We start from the raw sequence: 22,330 nt of genomic DNA, 5'->3' as shown, positions 1-22,330 counted from the left end.
GTCACCATTTGCCGAAGGATCGTCTCGTGCTCCCTGAACAGCTCTGGAATCGCGCCCGATCGGCGTTGTCGCTCCGGGAGGAGACCGACTACGTCGCCAGCATCGAGCACGTTCGCTCAGACGTGGAATTGCGGAGCACGGGAGCCTGGGCGCTCGTGTTCGCGATCCTGATCGCGTCAGTCGGACTGAACGTGAATTCCACGGCGGTCATCATCGGTGCCATGCTGATCTCGCCGCTCATGGGACCGATCGTCGGCATGGGGGTTGCGCTCGGGACCAGTGACGTCCTGCTCCTGCGCCGCAGCGTGCGCAGCTTGGTGTTCGCGACGGCCATCGCACTCGCGGCGTCGACGTTCTTCTTCTTCATCTCGCCGCTGGCGGAGGCGCAGTCCGAACTCCTCGCGCGGACACGACCGACGCTGTTCGACGTGCTGATCGCCCTGTTCGGGGGCGCGGCTGGCATCGTCGCGGTCACGCGCAAGGCGAACAAGAGTCAGGTGCTTCCCGGCGTCGCGATTGCCACCGCGCTCATGCCGCCGCTCTGCACGGCAGGCTTCGGTCTCGCCCACGGCGATCTTTGGTTCTTCCTCGGCGCGATGCATCTGTTCCTGATCAATGCGCTCTTCATCTGCCTCGCGACGCTCGGCTTCGTGCGACTGATGCACTTCCCGCGGGTCGCCGTGCCGGAGTCGACCACGCGTGGGCGCGTGCGCACTGTCATCGTGATCCTGACGCTCGTCCTCGTCCTGCCGAGCATCTACACCGGCTGGAACGTCGTGCAGGAAACACGGTTCAAGGGGGCCGCGCGCCGCTTCGTTGCGGAGAACCTGGTGTTCGCCGACCGAAGCGTCCTGAACACGGCGTTCCGATATGCTCGCGATTCCTCCACCATCGAGGCGACGTTGATCGGTGAACCGGTCCCCGTCGCGCAAGTTGACAGCGTACGTCAGCGCCTTTCCGCGTATGGACTCGCGAAGACGCGGCTGGTGCTGCGACAGCCGCTCGGGCATCAACCGTCGCTGGAGGAACTCGCCGATGTGCTGCGGCAGGAGGCGCTGAAGGAGATGACGATGCGCGATGCGAAGGCGCCGTCGGCCGATGCGCAACGTGCGGCGGCGCTGCAGGCGGAGGTCATCCGCCTGCGGGCGGCGGAACTGCCGTCCCGGAGCCTGTATTCGGAGGTACGCGCACTCAATCCGGGGCTGCTGTCGCTGGCGGTCGGTTACATCGTGTCCGACGTCGATACCGCCGCCACACCGGCGCTCGGTGCTCGTGTCGCCGTAGTGGCAAGGTGGCGCCGTTCGCCGGATCGCACCGCCTCGACCCGATTGCGAGCCTTTCTGACGACGCGCCTGAAGGTGGACTCCGTCGAGCTGACGAACGTCGAGCGGCGGTAGTGCGCCGTCGCCCATCGGTGTCGGCGCTACAGCGAGGCGAGTGGACGCAGGCGTGCGCTGTCGTCCGCGTTGAGATGACTGATGAGTGCGCGCAGGTCCGCATCGAGCCTGTGCAGCGTGTCCGGATCGAGGTTTCCCAGGGCGGCCGGCAAGACCCCCTCGTAGGGCGGTGACACACGCGCGAGCATCGCCAGTCCTGTTCGCGTGATGCGCAGGGCGACACCACGTCGGTCGTCCGTGCGGCGCTCGTGAGTGATGCACCCCTGCTCGGCGAGACTGCGGGCCAGGTTGCTCGCCGTCGGCTGTCGCACGCTGAGCGCGACGGCGAGTTCGCCGATGCTGATCCGCGGGTGGTCCCTAATCGTGGCGAGCGCCCAGACCTGTGCCCCACCGATGCCTGCCTGTCGTTCCAACTGCTGAAAGTGCGTCTTGATGGCCGTGAAGACGACCCGAAACTGCTGCAGCACCGTGTCAGGCGTGGCACGCGAGTCCGGTTCGTCAATGTGCCGGCGTCGCGGAGGCACGTCTATCACGCTGGCACGCCGGTGAGCCCGCAGCGTGTTGGGCGCCCTCGCGCGACGACAGTCAGCACGGGGGCCGGATCTCGCGTCGGCGGCGTGCGTGTCACGGGTGCCGGCACGACATCCCGGTTCGCCTTACAGACGATCACGGGCATCGGGGCGTGTGTGATGAGGCCGGGGATCAGGCTCCCCGCGATGAGGCGACCCAGCGCGGACCGACCGTCGGACGCGATGATGATCGTGTCGCACCCCTCCTCTTCCGCGACAGCGACCACCATCTTGGCACTCCGCGGCGGGTCCAACAGGCGGAATGCGCTTCGCAGCCCGAGACGCGACGCCTCGCGGACGCCGCGTTCGATCCGGCTTCTCACGGTCGCCTCGGCGGTGGACTGCCGGCGCGCGGTGCTGAGCACCGAGATGCTGGGCACCTCGAAGGGTGGCACCGTCAGCGTCGGCACGATGCCGACGAAGAGCACGGCACTGCCGTGCTCGCCGGCGAGATGCAAGGCTTCCATGATCGCGATCTCGGACGGATCGAATTCGTCGAGCACGAGAAGCAGTCGATTCAGCACGTGAGCCTCCGGCGTGATCGGGAAGTGAGGCGCGTGGGTTGCCGCCGCTTGCGTCATCGAATACTATATTTGTGTCTATGTAAAGGACAGCTCTCGCGTCGTGGAATCCTGAGTGTTCGATCAGGGCCCGCGTCGGTTGTTCCTGCCGCAGTGCTGATTGCACGCAGCGGCACCGCTCGATGGTCCGGACGGCATGCCGAGCCGGCTCCCACTTGTGATTCGATGGGCTGGCCTGCGGTTGCAGGTCGGCGGGAGGAGACTCGTGCTCCCCGAATCGGTCGTTCTTGCAGACGTGTCTACCGTGGTATTGCTGCGCGCGGCAGCACTGTCGGCGGCGGTGGTGGCGTGTGGACTGCTCATGCGTTCCGTCGCCGCAAACCGGCTCGCCGTGCTGTCGAAGCGCACCACGAATCCCTGGGACGACGTGGTGGTGAGCGTGGTCCGTAGCACGCGCACGCTGCTCGTCGTCGTCGGCGGTCTCTTCGTCGGATTGCGCTCGCTGCCGCTCTCGTCAACTGGCGAGCGGTGGGTGAGCGGGGTGGCCGCGCTCGCCCTCCTGGCGCAGGTGGGATTGTGGGCTACGGCGGCCGCCCGCGGTGTGATCACCGTTCACCGCAGTCGGCGGCCGGCGGAGGACCGGAGCACATCCACCATGTTCGCCGCGCTGCAGGTCGCCGTGCAGGTGGTGATCTGGACAGTGGTACTCTTGCTGGCACTCGACAACCTCGGCGTCAACATCACTGCGTTCGTGGCGAGTCTCGGCGTGGGCGGCGTCGCGATTGCACTCGCGACGCAGAAGATCCTCGGTGACCTCTTCGCGTCGCTCGCCATCGTGCTCGACAAGCCGTTCGTGATTGGTGACTTCATCGCGGTCGGCGAGCTGATGGGCACGGTGGAGCGCGTCGGGCTGAAGACGACGCGTCTGCGGGCATTGTCCGGGGAGCAGCTCATCTTCTCGAACGGCGACCTGCTCGACAGTCGGGTTCGCAACTACGGCCGGATGCAGGAGCGGCGCGTGGTATTTCACGTCGGCGTGACATATCAGACGCCAAGGGATCTGCTCGAGCAGATTCCCGGTATGCTGCGCGATGCGGTGGAGCGCCAGTCACCGGTGCGGTTTGACCGCGCGCATCTGGCCTCGTTCGCCGACTTCGCGGTCGACTACGAGGTGGTGTACTTCGTGAACTCTGCTGACTACAACCAGTATATGGACATCCAGCAGCAGGTGAACCTGTCCTTACACGCGCAGTTCGAGGACGCCGGGATCGAGTTCGCCTATCCAACCCAGACGTTGCTGCTGCAGCGTGCCGCACCTCGCGAGCTGCGTGCCCGGGAGTACGCCGACGCGTCGTGAGCCGACGCCATCAGCACGACGACCACGGTTCCGTCCCCTGGATTCACGCACGACCCGATGAGGCCCATGCGACTCTCGCTCCGATTCATCATTCCGCTGCTGCTCGTGCTCGCCGGAGTCGCCTATGCCGTCGTCCCGCTCGTCGACACCCTGACGGTGCGGTGGTTCACGCGCGACCTCGACATTCGCGCCAAGCTGGTGGCGACCACGGTCGAAGATGCCGTGCAGGACCTGGTGCAGGTTGACAACAAGGCGAGGGTACGCCAGCTGTTCGCAAAGATCACCCAGGATGAGCGCCTGTTCGCGATGGGGTACTGCGCGGCGCCCGGTTCGAAGCCGATTGCGACCCCGTCATTGCCGGCGGAGGTGGCGTGTGACAGCCTCGCCCGCTTCACCGGCGAGGATCCGGCAACGCACGTTCTGAGCAGTGCGCGCGGTCCGCTGCTCGTGTCGGTGCATTCGCTGGCGAGCGACAGTGCTCCATCTGGTGAGCTGGTCCTGGTGCATGACATGAGCTTCGTCGGACGCCGAAGCGAGGAGACGCGGAAGTACCTGTTTTACGTCTTCGCGGCCCTGGGCCTGACCGTGTCGATGATCACGGTGGCGGTGGCGCAGCTCAGTTGGCGTGGATGGGAACAGGGCCTCCGGGCGCTCATGCGGGGCGAAGGTATCCTGCGCCCCACTGACAAGCATGACCGGCCGGAGCTGCGGCCCATTGCGGCCGATCTCCGCGCGCTGATTCAGGATATCCAGTCGGAGCATCGCGCCCGGGAAGAGCATCAGGCGCCGTGGGATGCGGCCGCATTGAAGGCGATTCTCGATGGCGACCTGCGTGGGCAGGAGGTGATCGTGGTCTCGAACCGCGAGCCGTACATGCACATGTTTCAGGGCGACGAGATTGTCGTGAAGCAGCCGGCGAGCGGGCTGGTGACGGCGCTGGAGCCGATCATGCGTGCCTGTTCCGGCACGTGGATCGCACACGGCTCCGGCACCGCCGACCGGGAAGTCGTCGACCGCCATGATCGGGTCGGCGTGCCCGTCGACACGCCTGCGTACCAGATCCGCAGGGTCTGGCTGTCGGCGCAGGAGGAGTCCGGGTACTACTACGGCTTCTCGAACGAGGGGCTCTGGCCTCTCTGCCACAATGCACACGTGCGACCGACGTTCCGGGCCACCGACTGGGCGCAGTACGTCGCGGTGAATCGGAAGTTCGCCGAGGCCGTGGTGCGCGAGGCGACGTCCAGCGACCCCATCGTGCTCGTGCAGGACTACCACTTTGCGCTCCTGCCGCGATACGTCCGCGAGCTCCTGCCGAACGCCACGATCATCACGTTCTGGCACATCCCGTGGCCGAACCCTGAGGCGTTCAGCATCTGCCCGTGGCGTGAGGAGCTGCTCGATGGACTGCTGGGCAGCAGCATCCTCGGCTTTCACACACAGTTCCACTGCAACAACTTCGTCGACACCGTGGATCGGCTGCTCGAGGCGCGGGTGGATCGTGAATCATTCACCGTGTCCTATCACGGTGAGCCGACCGCGGTGAAGCGATACCCGATCTCGGTCGACTGGCCGCCGGCGGCGCCGATGCTGGCCAAGCAAGTGGAGCAGTGCCGGGCGGACGTCCGGCACCATCATCAGCTGCCGGAAGGGCATGTCATCGGCGTCGGTGTGGATCGCCTCGATTACACCAAGGGCATCGAGGAACGCTTCCGCGCGGTGCAGCGCTTTCTCGAGATCCACCCGGAGTGGGTGGGCCGGTTCTCCTTCATCCAGATCGCCGCCCCGACGCGTTCGAGCATCGAGCACTACCAGGCGTACGAAGCGCGGGTGCGTGCGCTGGCCATGCGGATCAACACGCAGTTCTCTGCCGCCGCGCATGCCCCGATCATCCTGCACGCGGAGCACCACGAACCTCGCGAGGTCTACGAATATTACCGGGGCGCCGACGTCTGCTTCGTCAGCAGCCTGCATGACGGGATGAACCTCGTGGCGAAGGAGTTCGTGGCCTCGCGCGACGACGAGCGGGGCGTGCTCGTGCTGAGTCAGTTCACCGGTGCGGCCAGAGAACTGCCGGAGGCCATCGTCGTCAACCCGTACGACGCGGAAGAGTGTGCAGAGGCCTTGTTCCAGGCGGTCACCATGCCGCCGCAGGAGCAGCGCGCGCGCATGCGCCTGATGCGCAGCCTCGTGGGAGAGTTCAACGTGTACCGCTGGGCCGGGCGCATGATGCTGGATGCCGCCAGCGTGCGGCGCCGGACACGCCTCATCCGCCGCTTCGAATTCCCGGCCGGCCTGCGCCCCCGTCTCGTCGCGACCCCTGACCGTCGGGAGGCGAGCGCGTGACCGCGACAATGCCTGCGTCGCGACGACGGCGCACGGCTGGCGTCCCGTCACCGACTCCGGAGTGGGCGTACTTCGTGGATCTCGATGGCACGTTGCTCGACATCGCCCCTCGGCCGGGCGACGTACAGGTGGACGCGGAACTCCGGGCGACGATCACCGCGCTCACGACGCTCACCGGCGGTGCGGTCGCGATCATCACGGGCCGCCCGGTGGCCGAGGTCGACCAGCTCTTTCCGGCGCTGCACCTGCCCGTTGCCGGGCAGCACGGCCTCGAGCGGCGAGCGCCAAACGGCCATGTCACGCGGTGCTCGCCGCCGCTCCCGGCGCTCGATCTCGCCCGTACCCGGCTTCGCGACGTCGTCCAGCGTCACCCCGGCCTCCTGCTCGAGGACAAGGGGCTATCGCTCGCGCTGCACTACCGTCAGGCGCTGGCGCTTGCAAGCTATGCACATCGCGTGATGCGGCAGGTCGGTGACGTGGCTGGCGCGGAGTTCTGCGTGCAGCGCGGCAAGCGCGTCGTCGAACTGAAGTTGGCGGGACGCGACAAGGGCACGGCCATCCGCACCTTCCTGACGGAAGCGCCATTCCGAGGGCGACGGCCCGTCTTCATCGGGGACGACATGACGGACGAGTACGGATTTGCGGTGATCAACGAACTGGATGGAATCTCGGTGAAGGTGGGCCCGGGACGCACGACGGCAGGTTGGCGCATGCGGGACGTCCGTGCCGTGCGGCGCTGGCTCAGCCAGGCCGTCGCCGCGAGTGCCGGTGGAGCGGTCCCGTCATGAATTCACTGAACCTGGCCCTGATCGGGAACGGCACCATCAGCGCGCTCATCACGCCCGACGCGGATATCACGTGGGCGTGCTTCCCGCGCTTCGACGGAGATCCCGCGTTCTGCTCGTTGCTGAACGGGACGGACGCGCCGGAGGCGGGCGGCCATTTCGGCATCGAGGTGCTCGAGTGTGTGCGCACCGAGCAGTCCGTGCTCGAGAACACCCCCGTCCTCGTGACCCGGCTGCACGACGCCTCTGGCGGCGTGGTCGAGATCGTCGATTTCTCACCGAGATTCGAGCAGTACGGGCGCTTCTTCTGTCCCATGTCGCTGGTGCGTCGCGTGACCGCCGTGGCGGGTCACCCCCGCATCCGGATTCGGCTCCGACCGATGTGCCAGTACGGGCGCTATCCGGCCGAGCGTACGATGGGCAGCAATCACGTCCGCTACATCGGCGGTGACGTCGTGCTGCGCCTGACGACCGATGCGCCGCTCACCCCGATCGTCGAGGAACTGCCGTTCTTTCTCGACGGCACGGTGACGATGATCCTTGGCGCCGATGAGACGGTGACGGAGTCGGCCGGGATCGTCGGCCGGCGCTTCCTCGAGGAGACGGTGGCACACTGGCGCGACTGGGTGCGCGCGCTGGCGATTCCGTTCGAGTGGCAGGATGTCGTGATTCGCTCCGCCATCGCGCTCAAGCTCAACGCGCACGAGGACACGGGCGCGGTGATTGCCGCCATGACGACGTCGATCCCTGAGGCCTCCGGAAGCGAACGTAACTGGGACTATCGCTACTGCTGGATCCGCGACGCGTACTTCGTCGTCGACGCACTGAACCGGCTTGGCGCGACGCGCACGATGGAGCGCTTCCTTGCGTACATCATGAATGTGATCGCCAGTGCGGAGCACGGGGAGCTGCAGCCGATGTACACCATCAGTGGGCGGCCGGACATCGAGGAACGCACCGTGGAGTCACTGCCGGGGTATCGCGGCATGGGGCCCGTGCGGGTTGGCAACGACGCGTATCGGCAGGTGCAGCATGACGTGTACGGCGCCGCCATCCTGGCCGCCACGCACATCTTCTTCGACCGGCGGCTCGAGCAGCGCGGCGACGTCGCGCTCTTCGAGCGCCTCGAGCAGATCGGGCACCGTGCTGCCGCCTGCTATGACCAGCCCGACGCTGGAATCTGGGAGCTGCGTGGAAGCACGCATGTTCACACGTTCTCGAGCGTCATGTGCTGGGCGGGCTGCGACAGGCTGGCGCGGATCGCAGCGCAGCTTGGCCTCCGCGATCGGTACACGTTCTGGCGCGAGACAGCCGATCGCATGCACATCGAGATCTGTCGCCGCTGCTGGAACGCAGAACTGCACACGTTCGTGGCCACGATGGACGGCAGCACACTCGACGCGTCGCTGCTGCGCATGCACGACGTCGGCTTTGTGTCGGCGGACGACGTCCGCTTCGTCGCCACGGTGCATGCCATCGAGCGCGAGCTGCTGCGCGGGCACTTCATCTACCGGTATGTCGGCGAAGACGACTTCGGCAAGCCGGAGAACGCCTTTCTGGCGTGCACCTTCTGGTACATCAACGCGCTGGCAGCCATCGGCCGCGAACTGGAGGCGCGTGAGCTGTTCGAACACGTACTGGCGTGCCGCAACCCGCATGGCCTGCTGGCGGAGCACATCGATCCGGTGTCGCTCGAGCAGTGGGGAAATTTCGTGCAGACGTACAGCATGGTCGGGTTGATCAGCTCAGCGCTGCGGCTTTCGATCCCGTGGGAGCGGGCCTTCTGAGCGCCGAAGGGGCCAGAGCCGACCCCGTTGACCCGAACGCGGTCGGTCGCGGTTGGCTGTGGCCGGTCGTGGGCCGCACAGATGTGGCGGCTTTCCCGAAAGGGTGACGATCAACGCCGGTGCTCGGAGGATGTTCGCCGTGGCGGACGGCGGATCAGTCGTGCGCCGTGTCGGTGCCTTGTGCTGTCGCCCCAAGGAGTCGGCGTGCGACCCAGCCGACCGACAGTCCCTGAACGACGATGGAGAAGCAGACGACCACGTAGGTCGCCGCGAGTAGCGTCGTCCGCAACGGATTCGCCGGAAGCGCGAGGGCCAGGGCAATCGAGATACCGCCGCGGACTCCCGCCCACGTGACCAGGCCGATGCTTCCCGCGGGCCACTGGAGCGCGTGCCGCATCGGCCAGACGACGCCGGCGACCGAGATCCAGCGCACGGCCACGATCACCGGGATCAAGAGGAGCCCGAGGAGCAGCGCAGCGGGGCGTACATCGATGACGAGGATCTCGACGCCGATGAGGACGAACAGCCCGGCGTTGAGAAATTCGTCGATCAACTCCCAGAAGTCGTCAAGTCGCTGCTTGGTCCTTGTCGAGATGACGTCGTCGCCACCCTGCCGCCCGATCACGAGACCCAGTACCACCATACCGAGGACACCAGAGACGTGGAGATACCGCGCGAGGGTGAAGCCTGCGAATGCGAAGGCGAGCGTGAGCAGGATTTCCGTCTGGTATTCGTCGATCTGGCGCAGCATACGCACGGCAACCCACCCGAGCCCCAGCCCGAACGCCAGGCCACCGACGATCTCGACGCCGAGCAGGCGAGCGATCTCGCCCGCACCAGGGACGACGCCCTGCTCGATCGTCGTCAGGACGGCGAGGAACAGGACCACGCCGATGCCGTCGTTGAAGAGCGACTCGCCGGTAATCGTCTTCTGGAGCGCGTTGGGAACGCCTGCGCTGCGTAACAGCGCCGCCACCGCGATGGGGTCCGTCGGCGCGATCAGGACGCCGAACGCGAGAGCCCAAATGACTGGGACGGGTGTCCCGATTGCCTTGCCGATCCATACCACCGCTGTCGCAATGAGCACCGCGCTGATCAGTGTGCCCAGTGTTGCAAGGGCAGCGATGGGCCTGACCTGTGCCCGCAGCTGGGCTGGGTCCACGTGCAATGCGCCAGCGAAGAGCAGCAGGCCGAGCATGCCGTCGAGGAGCGCTGCGCGGAAGTCGAGCTCGCGCAGCAGCGCCAGAATCGGATCCAGGTTCAGGAGGCCGAGCACACCCAGCGCCTTGACGACGAGGGCGCTGCCGAGCGCGGTGATCAGCAGTCCGATTGCGGGCGGCTGCCGCAGGAAGCGCGTGTTGACGAACGCGAGGACGGCGGTGACGGCCAGCAGAATCGAGACGATTTCGAGCACGATGGCGTAGCTGGAAGGCGGGGAGACGGTCGACTCCGTCTGCTCGAGCCAGGCGCGCTCCTGGCGAGGTCCGCACCCTGCGCGGTCGAGCGTTCTGCAGCTAATTTACTGATTCGCGGGGCGGTCGCGCGCACGGAATGGCGAAGATTTCCGCTCGGCGCCGCTGAACGTGCATCGTGTCACTGGCCGAAACCGGAGCGACCTCATGCGTCGGATTGCCAATCTTTGCCTGATGCTCGGCGGCATCGTGGGCTTCGCGGTCTGCGTCGGCATGGCGCTGGGCTACAAGCCGAGCGTCCTGCCGTCGGCGTGGATCGATCTGGCAGTGTTCAAGCTGGCGATCATCGCTTCCGGCGCGCTGTTCGTCGCCGGCGCCACGCTGGGACGAGCCGCGATGCAGAGCGCCGAGCACTGCGGTGTGCAGCGTGATGCCGAGCGGTTCGCCGCGCTCGATGCAGGCGCACCGCGCAAGGTCGGCGCGAGCTGCGCGTCGGAACGTGAGGACGCGCGCAGCCGGCTCTGACACCTCGAGACGCGGGGCCGCCTTGTACTCCTGACTATTCCCGAGCCTGGGGCCTTTTTGGTGCAGGCGCACCGAACCGGGCGTGGGCACCCGGCGACGACGGCGTCAAGTTACTCGAGTGCCACTTCGATGCCACTCTGCGCGAACACGGCGCAGGAAAAGCGCGCGTTTCCTGCGGATCATGGTGGCATCGCGGCAGGGGCATCAGTGTCTTCGTGCTCCGCTGACCATAGCACGAGCTCGACGGGCATCGGCGCGCGGGCGATGCCCGTCGCGCTCAGGCGATAGACGACTCACCGGTCGTCGACCGCATCCCGCACCTTCGTGATGATGCCTGTCACTTCGAAAGTTCGGTGACAGTGCACCATTGCGGACGTCAGGTGACAGGAAATCCGGTGACAAGGAAATCCGATGACAGTGCACCGTTTCCGCGAAATCCGATGAAATCCGGTGACAGTGCACCGTTTCCGCGAAGTCCGGTGACAGCCCGCCCCTTCCGGCATGTGGCCATCACGCCAAGCGGGTGACAAGGCACGCTGCCGGCGACGCGCCTGCCCGATGCACGAAAACCGGTGACAGTGCACGCTTTCGAGTTGGTCCGCGGAGCGGGACACCCGCATGGTGGGCATGCCCGCCGCAGCCGCCGTGCGGCTGCTCACGCAGCGTCCAGCCGAAACCCGCCATGGCCCGTATCGCGCGCGTCGTCATCCCCGGCCTCGCCCATCACGTCACCCAGCGTGGCAATGGGCGCCAACGCACGTTCCACTCCGCTGAGGATTGTCTCGAGTATCTCCACCTTCTGCGCCGCGCGTGCGCGGCACAGAAGGTCACCTGCCTCGCGTACTGCCTGATGCCCAACCACGTGCACCTGATTCTCGAGCCGGCCACCGGCGACGGGCTGCGACGCAGCCTCGCGGTCGTCCACCAGCGCTACGCGCAGCGCAGCAACGCGCGCCACGGTGTGACCGGGCACTTCTGGCAGGGACGATATGGGTCAGTGCCGATGGATGACGCACACCTGTACGAGGCGTTGCGCTACGTGCTGCTCAACCCAGTCCGCGCCAGCCTGGCACAGACGGCCGCCGAATGGCGCTGGTCGAGCGCGCGGGCGTACCTCACCGGCGCAGATGATGGGCTGACGCATCCCCGGCGTCTGCTGCGCATGATCGGTAATGTGGCGACGTATCTGGGCGATGAGCCGAACGCGCAGCGGGTGGCAGGCCTGCGTGCGGCGTCCACGATCGGCCGGCCGGTGGGGTCGCCCGAGTTCGTGCGCCGGCTCGAGGCTCTGACCGGCCGAGGGCTCGCACCGAAGGGCCCTGGCCGCCCCGCGCGTCGGAAATGAGTGCACTGTCACCGGAATACGAAGGGCCCCGGCCGCCCTACGCGTCGGAAATGAGTGCACTGTCACCGGATTAAAACCTGGGACGAGCGTTGCCGCGAACCCGCCCATCGTACGCCGGGGAGGACCCAGCCAGAGCTGCTCGGCGTGCCAGTGTGGGCCGGATCGCGCCACGTGGAATCGAACAGCCGGACGTTCAACCCGCGGGCGGTTGGGCAGATCCCGATCCGCGGGAACCGCCTCTGCAGCAATAGTGCGGCAAGCCGTCTCGCCGGTCGTGATGTTCCAGATACCCTGCGAACGGTGACCGACATCACGATAGCATTGAGTGCGGAATGTCACCTGAAGGTGCCCGCCGCCCATCGCCCGACGCGGTCGGCACGTTCCGCCGGCGCTCGCAGGACTCAGGCAGTCTGCACGGCGTGCTCCAGATCCCGGATGAGGTCCTGCGGATGTTCGAGCCCCACCGACATCCGCAGCAATCCGGGGGGCGCCATCGTCTGCGGCCCTTCCACGGACGCCCGATGCTCGATCAGCGAGTGGGTGCCTCCAAGGCTCGTCGCACGCGTCACCAGCTGCAGGCGACTCGCCGCGCGCATGGCGGCGGGTGCCCCACCGCGCACGATGAACGACAGCATGCCACCGAAGCCGGTCATCTGTCGGGCCGCGAGCGCGTGACCCGGATCACTGGGCAGCCCCGGATACAGTACCCGCTCGACCGACGCGTTCCGCTCGAGCGACTCAGCGACCAGCTGTGCACCCCCGCAGTGCGCGCGCACGCGCACGGGCAGCGTCTGCATGCCACGCAGTGCGAGCCAGCAGTCGAAGGGGGAGGGGACGCTGCCCTTGTGATGCTGCACCATGCGCAACGGCCGCTCCAGCGCCGATGCGTGCGGCAGCAGGACGATGCCAGCCATCATGTCTGAATGGCCGCCGATGTATTTCGTCGCAGAGTGCATGACGGCGTCCGCGCCGAGTTCCAGTGGGCGCTGCAGCACCGGCGTCGCCCAGGTGTTGTCGACCACCGCGAGCGCGCCATGCGCGTGTGCGACGTCGCAGATCGCCTGCACATCCACCACGCGGACGAGCGGGTTGGAAGGCGTCTCCATCCACACGAGGGCCGTCGGCGCGACGCCCAGCGCGGCGGTGAAGGCGCCTCGCTTCCGTTCACCATCGCCGCGCCGACGATCACCCGCCGCCCGCCGCCGCCTGGAGCGCCGCACGGACCCGGCGGCTCAGCGCGTCCGTGTCGTCACTCGCACTGCCAGCCCCTGCCACCGCGCCCCGGAACGCGCGACGGAACTCGGCGTGCGGCCGGCACCGCTCGCAGTGCGCCAGGTGCAGCTCGATCTCGCGCATCCGCTCGACCGTCAGCTCACCATCCAGGTAGTCCCACAGGCGACGCATCACCGTCTCGCAGTCCAGCATCGACGTCATCATGAACGGAGGTCCTCCCTCGGCACGTCGGGTGTGGCGACGGCGGCGAGCCCGGCATCGCGCGCATGCTCGATCAGGCGTTGCTGCAGGATGCGCCGCGCGCGAAACAACCGTGAGCGGATCGTGCCGACCGGGACGCCGAGCACCGTCGCGGCCGCGTCGTAGGTGAGTTCGTGCCAGTCCACGAGCAGGGCAACGTCCCGGAACGGCTCGGGCAGGGTCACCATCGCATGACGAATCGACTCGCGCAGGTCGTCGCGCTCCAGCAGCTCCACGAAGTGCCCCGGTGTCCCGGACGCCGTGAGTGCGCCGACGGCGAGTGACTCGAGCTCTGCATCATCCACGGGCACCTGGCGCTGCGCCCGCGAACTGATGCGATAGAACCGGTGCCGGCAGATCGTGAAGAGCCAGTTCCGGCAGTTGGACCCCGGGTCGTACTGGTCCCAGCTGCGGAGCGCGGTCAGGTACACGTCCTGCACGAGATCCTCGGCCGTGGCCTGGTCGCGCGTGAGGGACCGCGCGAAACGCAGCAACTCGGGCAGGAGCGGCAGCGTGACGGCTTCGAAGGATGGCAGGGCGGTGATCAGTGCCGTGGTCATGTGGTGAACATACGACGGCTGACACAGGCGTGATGCGAGTCGGCCATCGCTCGGTCCGGAGTGTCCCCGCAGTGTGTTCGACGTGTGAGACGATGACTGGACGCGCCCGCCGCCCATCGTTCCCGGCGCACGCGCTGGGTGCGCTGGGCGACAGTTCCCGACGGTGGTACCGCACGTCCCGGCCGAGGCGATATGACCACAGCGCAGCGACACCGAGCACGGGACGGCATCCGCGAGAATCATACGCTTGACAATATATATAACAAGGTATATGTATTGGCATGGCCCCCGACTTCAACGCACTCGCCGACGCCACGCGGCGCACGATCCTGGCGCTGCTGCGACTCGAAGGTGAGCTGTGTGTCTGTGAGCTGGAGGCGGCGCTCGACCTGATCCAGCCGGTCGTGTCCAGGCAGCTCGCCCTGCTGCGCGAGGCAGGCTGGGTGGAGGGGCGCAGGGAAGGGCGACGGATGTTCTACCGCCTCCCGGCGGCGCTGCCAGCGTGGGCCCTCCTGGTCGTCCGCGGCTGTGCCGAGGGTGGCGTGCCAGCAGACCATGTCGTGCGGGCGCGGGCCCGGTTGCACCGGTTCGAGGGGCGTCCCACGCGCACGGCAATCCAGGTCGCGTCGTGAACGTCGTCCTCGGCTTCCCGCGGCGCAGCCCCCGGCTGTTCGTCGGCGTGGCCATCGTCCTCTGGTTCGCGACCTACCGGGCGCTGGCGCCGTTGGCGACGGCGCTCGTCGCGTCGCTGCCGGTGGCATCGGGCAGCCACCTCGCCGAGTCGATCACCTTCTTCCTGTACGACGCGCCGAAGGTGCTGCTCCTCCTCGCCGGTGTCGTGATGGTGATGGGCATGGTCAACTCGTACTTCACGCCCGAGCGGACGCGAGTTCTGCTTGCCGGCCGGTCGGAGGGGGTCGGCAACGTACTCGCCGCCGTCCTCGGCATCGTGACGCCGTTCTGTTCGTGTTCAGCGGTGCCGCTGTTCATCGGGTTCGTGCAGGCCGGTGTGCCGCTCGGGGTCACGTTCTCGTTCCTGATCGCGGCACCGATGGTGAACGAGATTGCGCTCACGCTGCTGTTCGGGATGTTCGGGGTGCGCGTGGCCGCACTCTATCTCGGCCTCGGGCTCGGCATCGCGATCCTCGCGGGCTGGGTCATCGGGCGGCTCAGGATGGAAGGTTCGCTCGAGGACTGGGTGCAGCAGATGCCGCGGACCCGGGCGACCGCCGTGCACGACGTCCTCACGTTGGCCGATCGCATCGAGGCAGGGTTCGCGGCGGTGCGGGAGATCGTGGGCAAGGTGTGGCCGTACGTGCTGGGCGGCATCCTCGTCGGTGCGGTCATCCACGGCTACGTGCCCGAGGAGTTCATGGCGCGCCGGATGGGGCGTGACGCGTGGTGGTCGGTACCGCTCGCCGTGCTGGCCGGGATTCCGATGTATGCCAACGCCGCCGGCATCATCCCGATCGTCGAGGCGCTGCTGGCGAAGGGCGCGGCACTCGGGACCGTGCTCGCGTTCATGATGAGCGTGATCGCGCTGTCGCTTCCCGAGATGATCATCCTGCGCAAGGTGCTGAAGGTCCGGTTGATCCTCACCTTCGTCGGGGTGGTGGCGTGCGGCATTCTCGCCGTGGGATACATCTTCAACGCGGTGCTCTGAGCACCGACGAGGCAGGCATGACGACGATCAAGGTGCTGGGCAGCGGCTGTGCGAGCTGCAAGGCGACGGTGACGCTCATCGAGGACATGGCCCGGGCTGCCGGCAAGTCCGTCACCGTGCAGAAGGTCGAGGACTTCCAGGACATCGCGCGCTACGCCGTGATGTCGACCCCGGCGGTCGTGATCGACGAGACGGTGGTGCATGCCGGCGGCGTGCCGTCGCGCGAAAAGATCACGGGATGGCTCAGCGCGGTGTGACTTCGGTGACACGTGAAACCGGTGACATGAATTCGGTGACAGTGCACGAATAGAATTCGGTGACAGTGCACGAATGGCAGGCAAGAAATGCACTGTCACCGGATTGCCCGAGTGCACTGTCACCGGATTGCCCACCGACTTCCCACCCGGCACTCACTCCGTCGTGATGCCCGCGAAGGTCTCCGTGTCCGCCTCGGCGTCGGCGCGCGTGTGGTGGCGGACGCCGTCACGGTGGTTCGGCGGGGAATAGACCGTGTACACCTTGAGGGGCTCCGCACCGGTGTTGACCAGGTTGTGGGTCGTGCCCGCCGGCACGAGGATCGCGAAGCCCTCGCGCACGGCCGTCGTCACACCATCCAGGACCGCCTCGCCCACCCCGGCCTCGACGCGGAAGAACTGGTCGAGGTGGTGCACCTCGGACCCGATCTCGCCGTGTGGCGGGATCGACATCACGACGAGCTGCGAGTGCGTCGCGGTGTAGAGCACCTGGCGGAAGTCGGTGTTCGCCTCGGCGATGGCGCCGAGGTCCCTGACGAATCCGAGCATGACAGTTACCGGAAGTGAGGACGACGGTGGCGGATGGTGCCACCATCGCATGCAATCAACGACGCGTGACGAGGGTGCGCCAAAGAGCTCGGTGTCACGCCGCATGTGCTGGCGGGTTGGGAGACCGTGGACTCGCCGACCGAACCGCAGTTGGTGGCCCTGGGGAAGCGCTGCTTCGCGGCGCATGCGAGCCCGCTGGAGCGCTTGCGGAAGGCTGAGCAGTGGACCCGGAACGAGTGCACTGTCACCGATTTGTGCCTGAGCGGTGGACCCGGAATGGGTGCACTGTCACCGGATTGTCCACCGGATTGCCCGAGAAGATCACGGGATGGCTTGGCGCGGTGTGACTTCGGTGACACGTGAATTCGGTAACACGAATTCGGTGACATGAATTCGGTGACAGTGCACGAATGACATGAATTCGGTGACAGTGCACGAATGGCAGGTAACGAGTGCACTGTCACCGGATTTCCCGAGTGCACTGTCACCGGATTTCCCCCGAGTGCACTGTCACCGGATGGGCGCTCGCAACGAGTGCACTGTCACCGGATTTCCCTGTCACCGGATTTCCCGAGTGCACTGTCACCGGATTTCCCGAGTGCACTGTCACCGGATTGCGCCATCGATTTGCGCGATGCACACGGGCATCGTGCAGGGCCGCGACCTGCCCTGGAACGGGAGTGACAGGACGGCACCTGCAGCGAGCACATGTATCGCGACGTCAACCAGCAATCGCACGGGCGCGCCAGGCACCTCACGCCGATGGCGCCCTGACCGTGGGAGGCGGGCCGGGCGCCATCAGGTCCTGCCCGGTCAGGAGAGCGCGCGGGCCGTGGCGGTGGCGACCGACGTGACGCCGTAGCCGGGCTCCGTCGGCTTCTTCTTGTCACAGGCAGCGAGGAGCAGGACGATGGCCGCGATGCAGAAGGCAGACTTGCGCATGGGGAGAGTTCCTCGGTGGGTAGGATGCTCGAACAGGTGGCGTACCTGCGAATGACGCGCAGGCGGCACGGGTTCTTCTCACTCTGCATGCGGGCCCGGCCGCGCGCGTCCTGCGGATGCGGGTCAGCGCGCGCGCCGGATCCGCAGCGGGATGGGTTGCGCGAGGCCGGCGTGCAGCCCCCAGCGGCGGTCGGTCACGAGCCCGCGTGCGACGTCCACACGGATCGCCGCCCTGCGCAGTCCTGCCAGCCCGAACCGCAGGCCGGCGCCGCCATCCACATAGACGCGATGCGCGGCGCTCGCCGGCGCGAGCACGGCCGCGTCCACGAAGATTCCGGCCCCGATCGACAGCGGGCCGCGCGTGGTGATGGTGCGGTCGGCCGAGGCACCCCCGTGCAGCACCCGATGCGAGATGCGTGTGGCGGGGAGTACGCCGCCGGCGTTGTACGGATGGGCACGCAACGGGATGTCACGCAGGAGGTCGCCGCCGGCGAGAGGTTGCAGCCCTCGAGGCGTGTCACCACTCGTCCAGGCGCCGCCAGCCCTCAGCGCCCAGCGGTTGGCCCAGCGATCGGGAGGCGGGTTGAGTGTGACACGCGTGTCGAGGCGCCGGTACCAACGCCCGCGGCCGACCGGCGCGGCATGCTCCGCCGACAGCACCCACACCGTGCGATCGCGGCGGTCGTGCACACCGACGCCGAGCAGCAGCGCGAGGCGTTCGCCGCGATCTGCCCACCGCTCGTGCCGCAGGCCGGCCAGCCCCTCCATCGCGGGCGCCATCCAGCCGGTGAGGCTGGCCTGGGTGCTGCTGCGCCGTTCCTCACCGAAGCCGGCGGGAAAGCGGAACCGGTCCCAGCTCCGCTCGACGTGCAGCACGGCCGGTGCGCCGACCCTGACGGGGATCGAGAGCCGCAGGGCCAGGCGCGGGTCCGAGGACTGCCATCGCCACTGCGCCGACCATGTCTCGCCGGCGCCCAGCGGCGAGACTACCACGAACGTGGCATCGCGGCGGATGATCGCACCACCGATGCCGAGCACCAGAAGCTGGGGCAGGGGATCGACGAGCGGCCGCTCGGTCACCGCAGCGCGCACTTCCACCACGCCACCCGCGACCGCGGCGTAGCCCACGCGCGCGCCGTCGAGCGCCGGCACGTCAGCCAGGCGGCGCGCGGCGAGTGCGAGTGCCGCATTGGTCAGCACTCGCCCGTGCGTGATGCCGATGGCATCAGCAAGCACGCGGAACCGGATCCGCCGGCTGCCATCGATGCGCAGCAGGTCCGTGACGGGCTTGCCTACGGCTCGCCAGGCGCGCAGCGCACCGGCCTCGTCGCCCGCCAGGTACCGGCTGGCGGCCAGGACCTGCCAGCCGCGCGCGTCACCGGGTACGCGCTGTGCGTACTCGGCGGCGAGCAAGCCGGATTCGACGTGCCTGCCCTGGAGGAATCGCACACCGGCGAGTTCGCGCAGCACGACCGGCTCATCGGGGCAGAGTCTGGCGGCGGTTGCGAGCAGCTCCTCGGACTGCGCCAGGCGCGCACCGGCAGCGGCGTCTGCCGCACGGTCAAGCCAGGGGCGGCAGGGCAGCGCGTCGGTGACCGGGCCGTCGCTGCGGTCACCGGTGGGCCGCGGGACCGGCGCTGTGATGGCTGCGGCGGACGGTTGCACGACCATCGCCCAGTTCCGGCTTCCCGACCAGCGGCGCAGGAATGTGGCGCTGTCCACCCGCACGAACGGAGACGCGGCCGGGTCGTGGTAGATCACGACGCCGTCATGCCAGCCGGTGATGACGACGTAGTGGAACCGGCGTGGCCTGACCTCGATGAGTGCGATGACCGGGGCGCTGTCGGCCAGCAGCATCTGCACGCTTGCGGCATCCATCGCGGCGGCCGACACGGTCCATCCCCGCTCACGCATCACGCGCGCGAGGTCGGTGGTGCGGATGCCACCCTCGTCGACTCGCACGAGCGACGCGAACTGCTCGGCATACACGCCTCGCCGGCCCCACCAGCGCTCGACCATCGCGGCGGCAGCGCCACCGCAGAGCAGCACCGTCTGTGCGAGGTACGGCACCTGCAGCGCGACGGCGGGGGCGGCGGCTGCAGGCACCGCCTCGGGCAGCCGCAACCGCGTCGTGGTGCAGGACGCACACAGCGCCGCCAACCCGGTGATCATCCACGGGCGGCGGCGCACGTGCAGGCCCGGCAGCGTCAGGCGCGCGTCAGCACGAGGATGAGCAGCAGGCCGATGATGATGGCGGTGGTGCTGATCACGACGGTGGACTCACCGCCGGCCAGCACCTGGTCGGCAACCTGCCTCACGCCGGCGTCGTCGAGCGTGGCGAGACGCGCGGCGACAGCCTCCGGGCCAAGGCCAAGCGTCGCGGCGGCAGCACGGGCGCGAGGAGTGGTCAGGATGGCGGTGACTGCCGCACGATTCGAGTCGGGGCGGGCGGACATGGCCGCGTCGAGCGTACCGGCATCGACGATGCTGCGCGACTGCGCTGCGAGCGGCGAGGCGATGACGATGGCGGTCAGCGCGGCCATGGCGCCAAACGATCTGTGCAGAGACACGTGAGCTCCGGTTGTGATATGTGTGCGACACCGGACTCCTGTCGCACCATGCACGCTACGGATGCGTGCGCGAATCAGCCATCGCTCTCAGGGCTCATCCTCGTGTACGCCGGTCATGTCACTCCGGCCTCGGTCGCTCGACTGGCGCTGGCGTGAGCAGGTTCACCGATCGCTCGAAGCGCGCCGGGATCGTCGTCGAGCGTGGCACGGCGCCTGTCGGCCTCGCCACGAACTGGCCGAATGCCAGGCGGCGCTTGACGGTCGAGGTCGAGAAGACGTGCGCCAGCCACACCGACGTGCCTGCGGGATCGAGGCTGATGCCGCCGATGTCGGTGGTCAGTCCTGTCCACCGTCCGCTCCCGGACTTGAGCAGGCGACTCGAGCGCAGGTCGTCCTCGCCGGCATACCAGACGCTGTAGCGCACCTCCTGCCACGTCGAATCCGTCGCGGGGTGGCGCACGTAGCTGACGACGAGATCGCCCGCCGCGGTGATCGCGAGCGCCGGGAACTGATAGACGAATCGCGCCGTCGGACCGTCCTCGACCTCGGATCGCAGGCCGAACCGACGATCGATGTCGACCTTCCCCTTGGCGAGGTTGATGCGCGTCAGCCGGATCGACGTCAGGCAGCCGGGCTGCCCCGGCCAGCAGTCGTGATGCGCCACCCAGATCATGCCGTCACGGTAGACCGCGCTCATCGGCCACTGCCAGTCATGATACGCCTTCGGCAGGATCGGGTAGCGCGTCACCGTGATCGCATCGTTCATGTACGTGTAGAGCGTCAGGAAGTTGATGCCGGCGACGAGCGAGCGGTCGATGTACGAGGTGACGAAGAACGCCTCTGCAAATGGTGGCGTGTCGGAGAGCCGCACGTGGGGGTTGTACATCGTGACCGGCCGCACCCCGCGGGCCATGCCATGGGCGAAATCCGTCCTCGCATTGTCCGCCCAGTCGGTGACCCAGTTGTCGTGGTCGATGAACAGGCCGAATGATCGCCCCGTGGGACAGTGCGCCACGCCCCCTCGCCCGCGCGAGACCGAATCGCAGCCCGCCGCCAGCTTGTTCGCGTCGATCAGCATGAGATGCGAGTAGAACGGGCCGCACCACTTCGAGAATGTCCCGTGGTGGATGAAGCCGGTCTCGCATCCACGCCATCGCTCGGCCTTGGCCAGGGTGGAGACATCGAATGCGGGATTGAAGTGGTTCACCGCCGCCGTCACCGTGAACGTCTTCTGCGCGATCGCGATGCTCGGATAGTCGCCGCCTTCACCCGAGATGGAATAGTCTGCATCTCCACAGGGCTGCGCGACGTTGCACGATCCATTGCGGTACGTCTCGTCCCACCAGTAGGTGATGAATCCGTCTCGCGGATCCTCCGATCGAGACACGGCCACCATCGACTTGTTCCGGCGTGTCACGCGGAGGATCGGAAACTGCACCAGTTGCGTCCCGGTGTCGGGGCGCAGGTTCCGCGACCTGGCATAGACCCAGAACCGGCCGCGATATCCGTCGTACGCCACGCGCACGTCGCCGTATCCGACGATGCCCTTGTCGAATTCTGCCGGCACGTTCGCCGGCATGTTGAGGTGCGTGTTGGCATCATCCTTCGCCTGCCGGAACAGCCTGCTGATGCTGATCTTGAGCGGAAAGACGCCGCGCTGCACGAGCGTGCCGTCCCGCCGGTACACGGCAATGCCGTTCTCGTTGTCGCTGAGCAGCACGAAGTGCCTGCCCGCAGCAATGCCGGGGTCGATGCCACCGAGCTTCGCCGTGTCGACGAACACCGAGAACGGTGGCGGCGTGCGCACGTCGTTCGGCTGCGCCGCCTGCGGCGTCACGATCTGGGCGCGGACGGGGTCGTTCGCGTCGGGAGTGCCAAGTGCGTTGCCGGGCACGAACCAGGGCCCGTGAATCGTGAAGCTGCGCTTGGGGATTCGACGCGGTTGTGCGTCGGCAATCGTCGTCGCAGCGGCGAGCATCGCCATCGCTGCCAGGGCAGTGACCCTCGTGACCGTGCGCATCGCGTCCTCGTGGGTGAGTGTTCCGCCATACCTCTTCTGCGCAACGCAGTTGTTGCGCATTGAGGTGACGTCGAACTCGATCGCACAGTCTCGCGCGAATGCAGCCTCAGCCTTCCGTATGGTGCCGGTCAGGTCGACGTGACGGCAGTACGACAGGAACCGAGAACAGTACAGTTCGGTCGCGACGCACGGCTGAGGCTACTGAATGTCAACTGAGTTCCGGCGTCGCGGTGACCTGCCCGATGCGCGATGCGCCGA

20 protein-coding genes are annotated in these 22,330 nt (G+C 67.4%); 10 read left to right on the top strand and 10 right to left on the bottom strand.

All coding sequences use genetic code 11. From position 1 onward, the window contains the following. The first annotated feature begins 26 nt into the window (after positions 1-26). Positions 27-1,397: a DUF389 domain-containing protein gene (locus tag IT355_01625; protein ID MCC7051935.1), complete on the top strand. Its 1,371-nt coding sequence runs from the start codon at positions 27-29 to the stop codon at positions 1,395-1,397. Between the two features lie 26 nt (positions 1,398-1,423). Here the strand turns inward: IT355_01625 and IT355_01620 are convergent, their stop codons facing one another. Together IT355_01620 and IT355_01615 are read right to left on the bottom strand one after the other, a co-directional pair. Further along, positions 1,424-1,921 (bottom strand): MarR family transcriptional regulator, encoded by a 498-nt coding sequence (locus tag IT355_01620; GenBank protein MCC7051934.1) that lies wholly within the window; start codon positions 1,919-1,921, stop codon positions 1,424-1,426. A gap of 5 nt (positions 1,922-1,926) precedes the next feature. After that, positions 1,927-2,490, bottom strand: a complete 564-nt coding sequence (locus tag IT355_01615) for a universal stress protein (protein MCC7051933.1) — start codon at positions 2,488-2,490, stop codon at positions 1,927-1,929. A gap of 193 nt (positions 2,491-2,683) precedes the next feature. Between IT355_01615 and IT355_01610 the strand changes: the two genes are divergently transcribed. The 4 genes from IT355_01610 (at position 2,684) to IT355_01595 (ending at position 8,759) form a co-directional block, all read left to right on the top strand. Next, positions 2,684-3,844, top strand: coding sequence for a mechanosensitive ion channel family protein (locus IT355_01610; protein MCC7051932.1), 1,161 nt, complete (start codon positions 2,684-2,686; stop codon positions 3,842-3,844). A gap of 66 nt (positions 3,845-3,910) precedes the next feature. Next, the gene (locus IT355_01605; GenBank protein ID MCC7051931.1) at positions 3,911-6,187 is read left to right on the top strand and encodes a trehalose-6-phosphate synthase; all 2,277 of its coding nucleotides are present in this window, start codon (positions 3,911-3,913) and stop codon (positions 6,185-6,187) included. After that, positions 6,184-6,975 (top strand): trehalose-phosphatase, encoded by a 792-nt coding sequence (gene otsB, locus IT355_01600; GenBank protein MCC7051930.1) that lies wholly within the window; start codon positions 6,184-6,186, stop codon positions 6,973-6,975. Before IT355_01605 ends, otsB begins: the two co-directional genes overlap by 4 nt. Next, positions 6,972-8,759, top strand: coding sequence for a glycoside hydrolase family 15 protein (locus IT355_01595; protein ID MCC7051929.1), 1,788 nt, complete (start codon positions 6,972-6,974; stop codon positions 8,757-8,759). Before otsB ends, IT355_01595 begins: the two co-directional genes overlap by 4 nt. Positions 8,760-8,913: 154 nt before the next feature. On the opposite strand, the gene IT355_01590 is transcribed toward IT355_01595, so the two are convergent. Then, positions 8,914-10,173 (bottom strand): sodium:proton antiporter, encoded by a 1,260-nt coding sequence (locus IT355_01590; GenBank protein MCC7051928.1) that lies wholly within the window; start codon positions 10,171-10,173, stop codon positions 8,914-8,916. Positions 10,174-10,405: 232 nt separating this feature from the next. Between IT355_01590 and IT355_01585 the strand changes: the two genes are divergently transcribed. Together IT355_01585 and IT355_01580 are read left to right on the top strand one after the other, a co-directional pair. Then, entirely contained in the window at positions 10,406-10,696 is a 291-nt protein-coding gene (locus IT355_01585; protein ID MCC7051927.1) for a hypothetical protein, read from the top strand. A gap of 682 nt (positions 10,697-11,378) precedes the next feature. Then, complete coding sequence (locus IT355_01580; GenBank protein MCC7051926.1) at positions 11,379-12,041, top strand: transposase; 663 nt, start codon at positions 11,379-11,381, stop codon at positions 12,039-12,041. A gap of 401 nt (positions 12,042-12,442) precedes the next feature. On the opposite strand, the gene IT355_01575 is transcribed toward IT355_01580, so the two are convergent. The 3 genes from IT355_01575 to IT355_01565 all read right to left on the bottom strand — a co-directional run bounded on the left by IT355_01575 (position 12,443) and on the right by IT355_01565 (position 14,074). Next, the gene (locus IT355_01575; GenBank protein ID MCC7051925.1) at positions 12,443-13,147 is read right to left on the bottom strand and encodes a PLP-dependent transferase; all 705 of its coding nucleotides are present in this window, start codon (positions 13,145-13,147) and stop codon (positions 12,443-12,445) included. A gap of 79 nt (positions 13,148-13,226) precedes the next feature. Then, positions 13,227-13,478 (bottom strand): zf-HC2 domain-containing protein, encoded by a 252-nt coding sequence (locus IT355_01570; GenBank protein ID MCC7051924.1) that lies wholly within the window; start codon positions 13,476-13,478, stop codon positions 13,227-13,229. Beyond that, positions 13,475-14,074: a sigma-70 family RNA polymerase sigma factor gene (locus IT355_01565; protein MCC7051923.1), complete on the bottom strand. Its 600-nt coding sequence runs from the start codon at positions 14,072-14,074 to the stop codon at positions 13,475-13,477. Before IT355_01565 ends, IT355_01570 begins: the two co-directional genes overlap by 4 nt. A gap of 281 nt (positions 14,075-14,355) precedes the next feature. On the opposite strand from IT355_01565, the gene IT355_01560 reads away from it, so the two are divergent. Genes IT355_01560 through IT355_01550 form a run of 3 tightly spaced genes read left to right on the top strand, consistent with a single transcriptional unit; the run spans position 14,356 to position 15,994 of the window. After that, the gene (locus IT355_01560; GenBank protein MCC7051922.1) at positions 14,356-14,706 is read left to right on the top strand and encodes a metalloregulator ArsR/SmtB family transcription factor; all 351 of its coding nucleotides are present in this window, start codon (positions 14,356-14,358) and stop codon (positions 14,704-14,706) included. After that, positions 14,703-15,737: a permease gene (locus tag IT355_01555; GenBank protein ID MCC7051921.1), complete on the top strand. Its 1,035-nt coding sequence runs from the start codon at positions 14,703-14,705 to the stop codon at positions 15,735-15,737. The genes IT355_01560 and IT355_01555 overlap by 4 nt, the downstream gene beginning before the upstream one ends. Positions 15,738-15,754: 17 nt before the next feature. Beyond that, complete coding sequence (locus IT355_01550) at positions 15,755-15,994, top strand: thioredoxin family protein (GenBank protein MCC7051920.1); 240 nt, start codon at positions 15,755-15,757, stop codon at positions 15,992-15,994. 153 nt (positions 15,995-16,147) lie between these two features. Here IT355_01550 and IT355_01545 read toward each other — a convergent pair whose 3' ends face one another. From IT355_01545 to IT355_01530, 4 genes are all read right to left on the bottom strand, one after another. Continuing rightward, complete coding sequence (locus tag IT355_01545; GenBank protein MCC7051919.1) at positions 16,148-16,540, bottom strand: cupin domain-containing protein; 393 nt, start codon at positions 16,538-16,540, stop codon at positions 16,148-16,150. Between the two features lie 1,065 nt (positions 16,541-17,605). Next, positions 17,606-19,672, bottom strand: a complete 2,067-nt coding sequence (locus tag IT355_01540; protein MCC7051918.1) for a C39 family peptidase — start codon at positions 19,670-19,672, stop codon at positions 17,606-17,608. A gap of 17 nt (positions 19,673-19,689) precedes the next feature. After that, positions 19,690-20,052 (bottom strand): hypothetical protein, encoded by a 363-nt coding sequence (locus IT355_01535; GenBank protein ID MCC7051917.1) that lies wholly within the window; start codon positions 20,050-20,052, stop codon positions 19,690-19,692. A 118-nt stretch (positions 20,053-20,170) separates the two neighbouring features. Next, positions 20,171-22,072: a hypothetical protein gene (locus tag IT355_01530; protein ID MCC7051916.1), complete on the bottom strand. Its 1,902-nt coding sequence runs from the start codon at positions 22,070-22,072 to the stop codon at positions 20,171-20,173. Positions 22,073-22,330: the final 258 nt, after the last annotated feature.

Source organism: Gemmatimonadaceae bacterium, from assembly GCA_020851035.1.
GTDB lineage: Bacteria > Gemmatimonadota > Gemmatimonadetes > Gemmatimonadales > Gemmatimonadaceae > JACMLX01.
This window is presented reverse-complemented; position numbering and strand designations above follow the sequence as displayed.

Coding starts and splice junctions, on each gene's coding strand:
- IT355_01610 (MCC7051932.1), top strand. CDS start 2,684: ATGCCGAGCCGGCTCCCACTTGTGATTCGATGGGCTGGCCTGCGGTTG.
- IT355_01605 (MCC7051931.1), top strand. CDS start 3,911: ATGCGACTCTCGCTCCGATTCATCATTCCGCTGCTGCTCGTGCTCGCC.
- IT355_01595 (MCC7051929.1), top strand. CDS start 6,972: ATGAATTCACTGAACCTGGCCCTGATCGGGAACGGCACCATCAGCGCG.
- IT355_01585 (MCC7051927.1), top strand. CDS start 10,406: ATGCTCGGCGGCATCGTGGGCTTCGCGGTCTGCGTCGGCATGGCGCTG.
- IT355_01580 (MCC7051926.1), top strand. CDS start 11,379: ATGGCCCGTATCGCGCGCGTCGTCATCCCCGGCCTCGCCCATCACGTC.
- IT355_01575 (MCC7051925.1), bottom strand. CDS start 13,147: ATGGAGACGCCTTCCAACCCGCTCGTCCGCGTGGTGGATGTGCAGGCG.
- IT355_01570 (MCC7051924.1), bottom strand. CDS start 13,478: ATGATGACGTCGATGCTGGACTGCGAGACGGTGATGCGTCGCCTGTGG.
- IT355_01565 (MCC7051923.1), bottom strand. CDS start 14,074: ATGACCACGGCACTGATCACCGCCCTGCCATCCTTCGAAGCCGTCACG.
- IT355_01560 (MCC7051922.1), top strand. CDS start 14,356: ATGGCCCCCGACTTCAACGCACTCGCCGACGCCACGCGGCGCACGATC.
- IT355_01550 (MCC7051920.1), top strand. CDS start 15,755: ATGACGACGATCAAGGTGCTGGGCAGCGGCTGTGCGAGCTGCAAGGCG.
- IT355_01545 (MCC7051919.1), bottom strand. CDS start 16,540: ATGCTCGGATTCGTCAGGGACCTCGGCGCCATCGCCGAGGCGAACACC.
- IT355_01530 (MCC7051916.1), bottom strand. CDS start 22,072: ATGCGCACGGTCACGAGGGTCACTGCCCTGGCAGCGATGGCGATGCTC.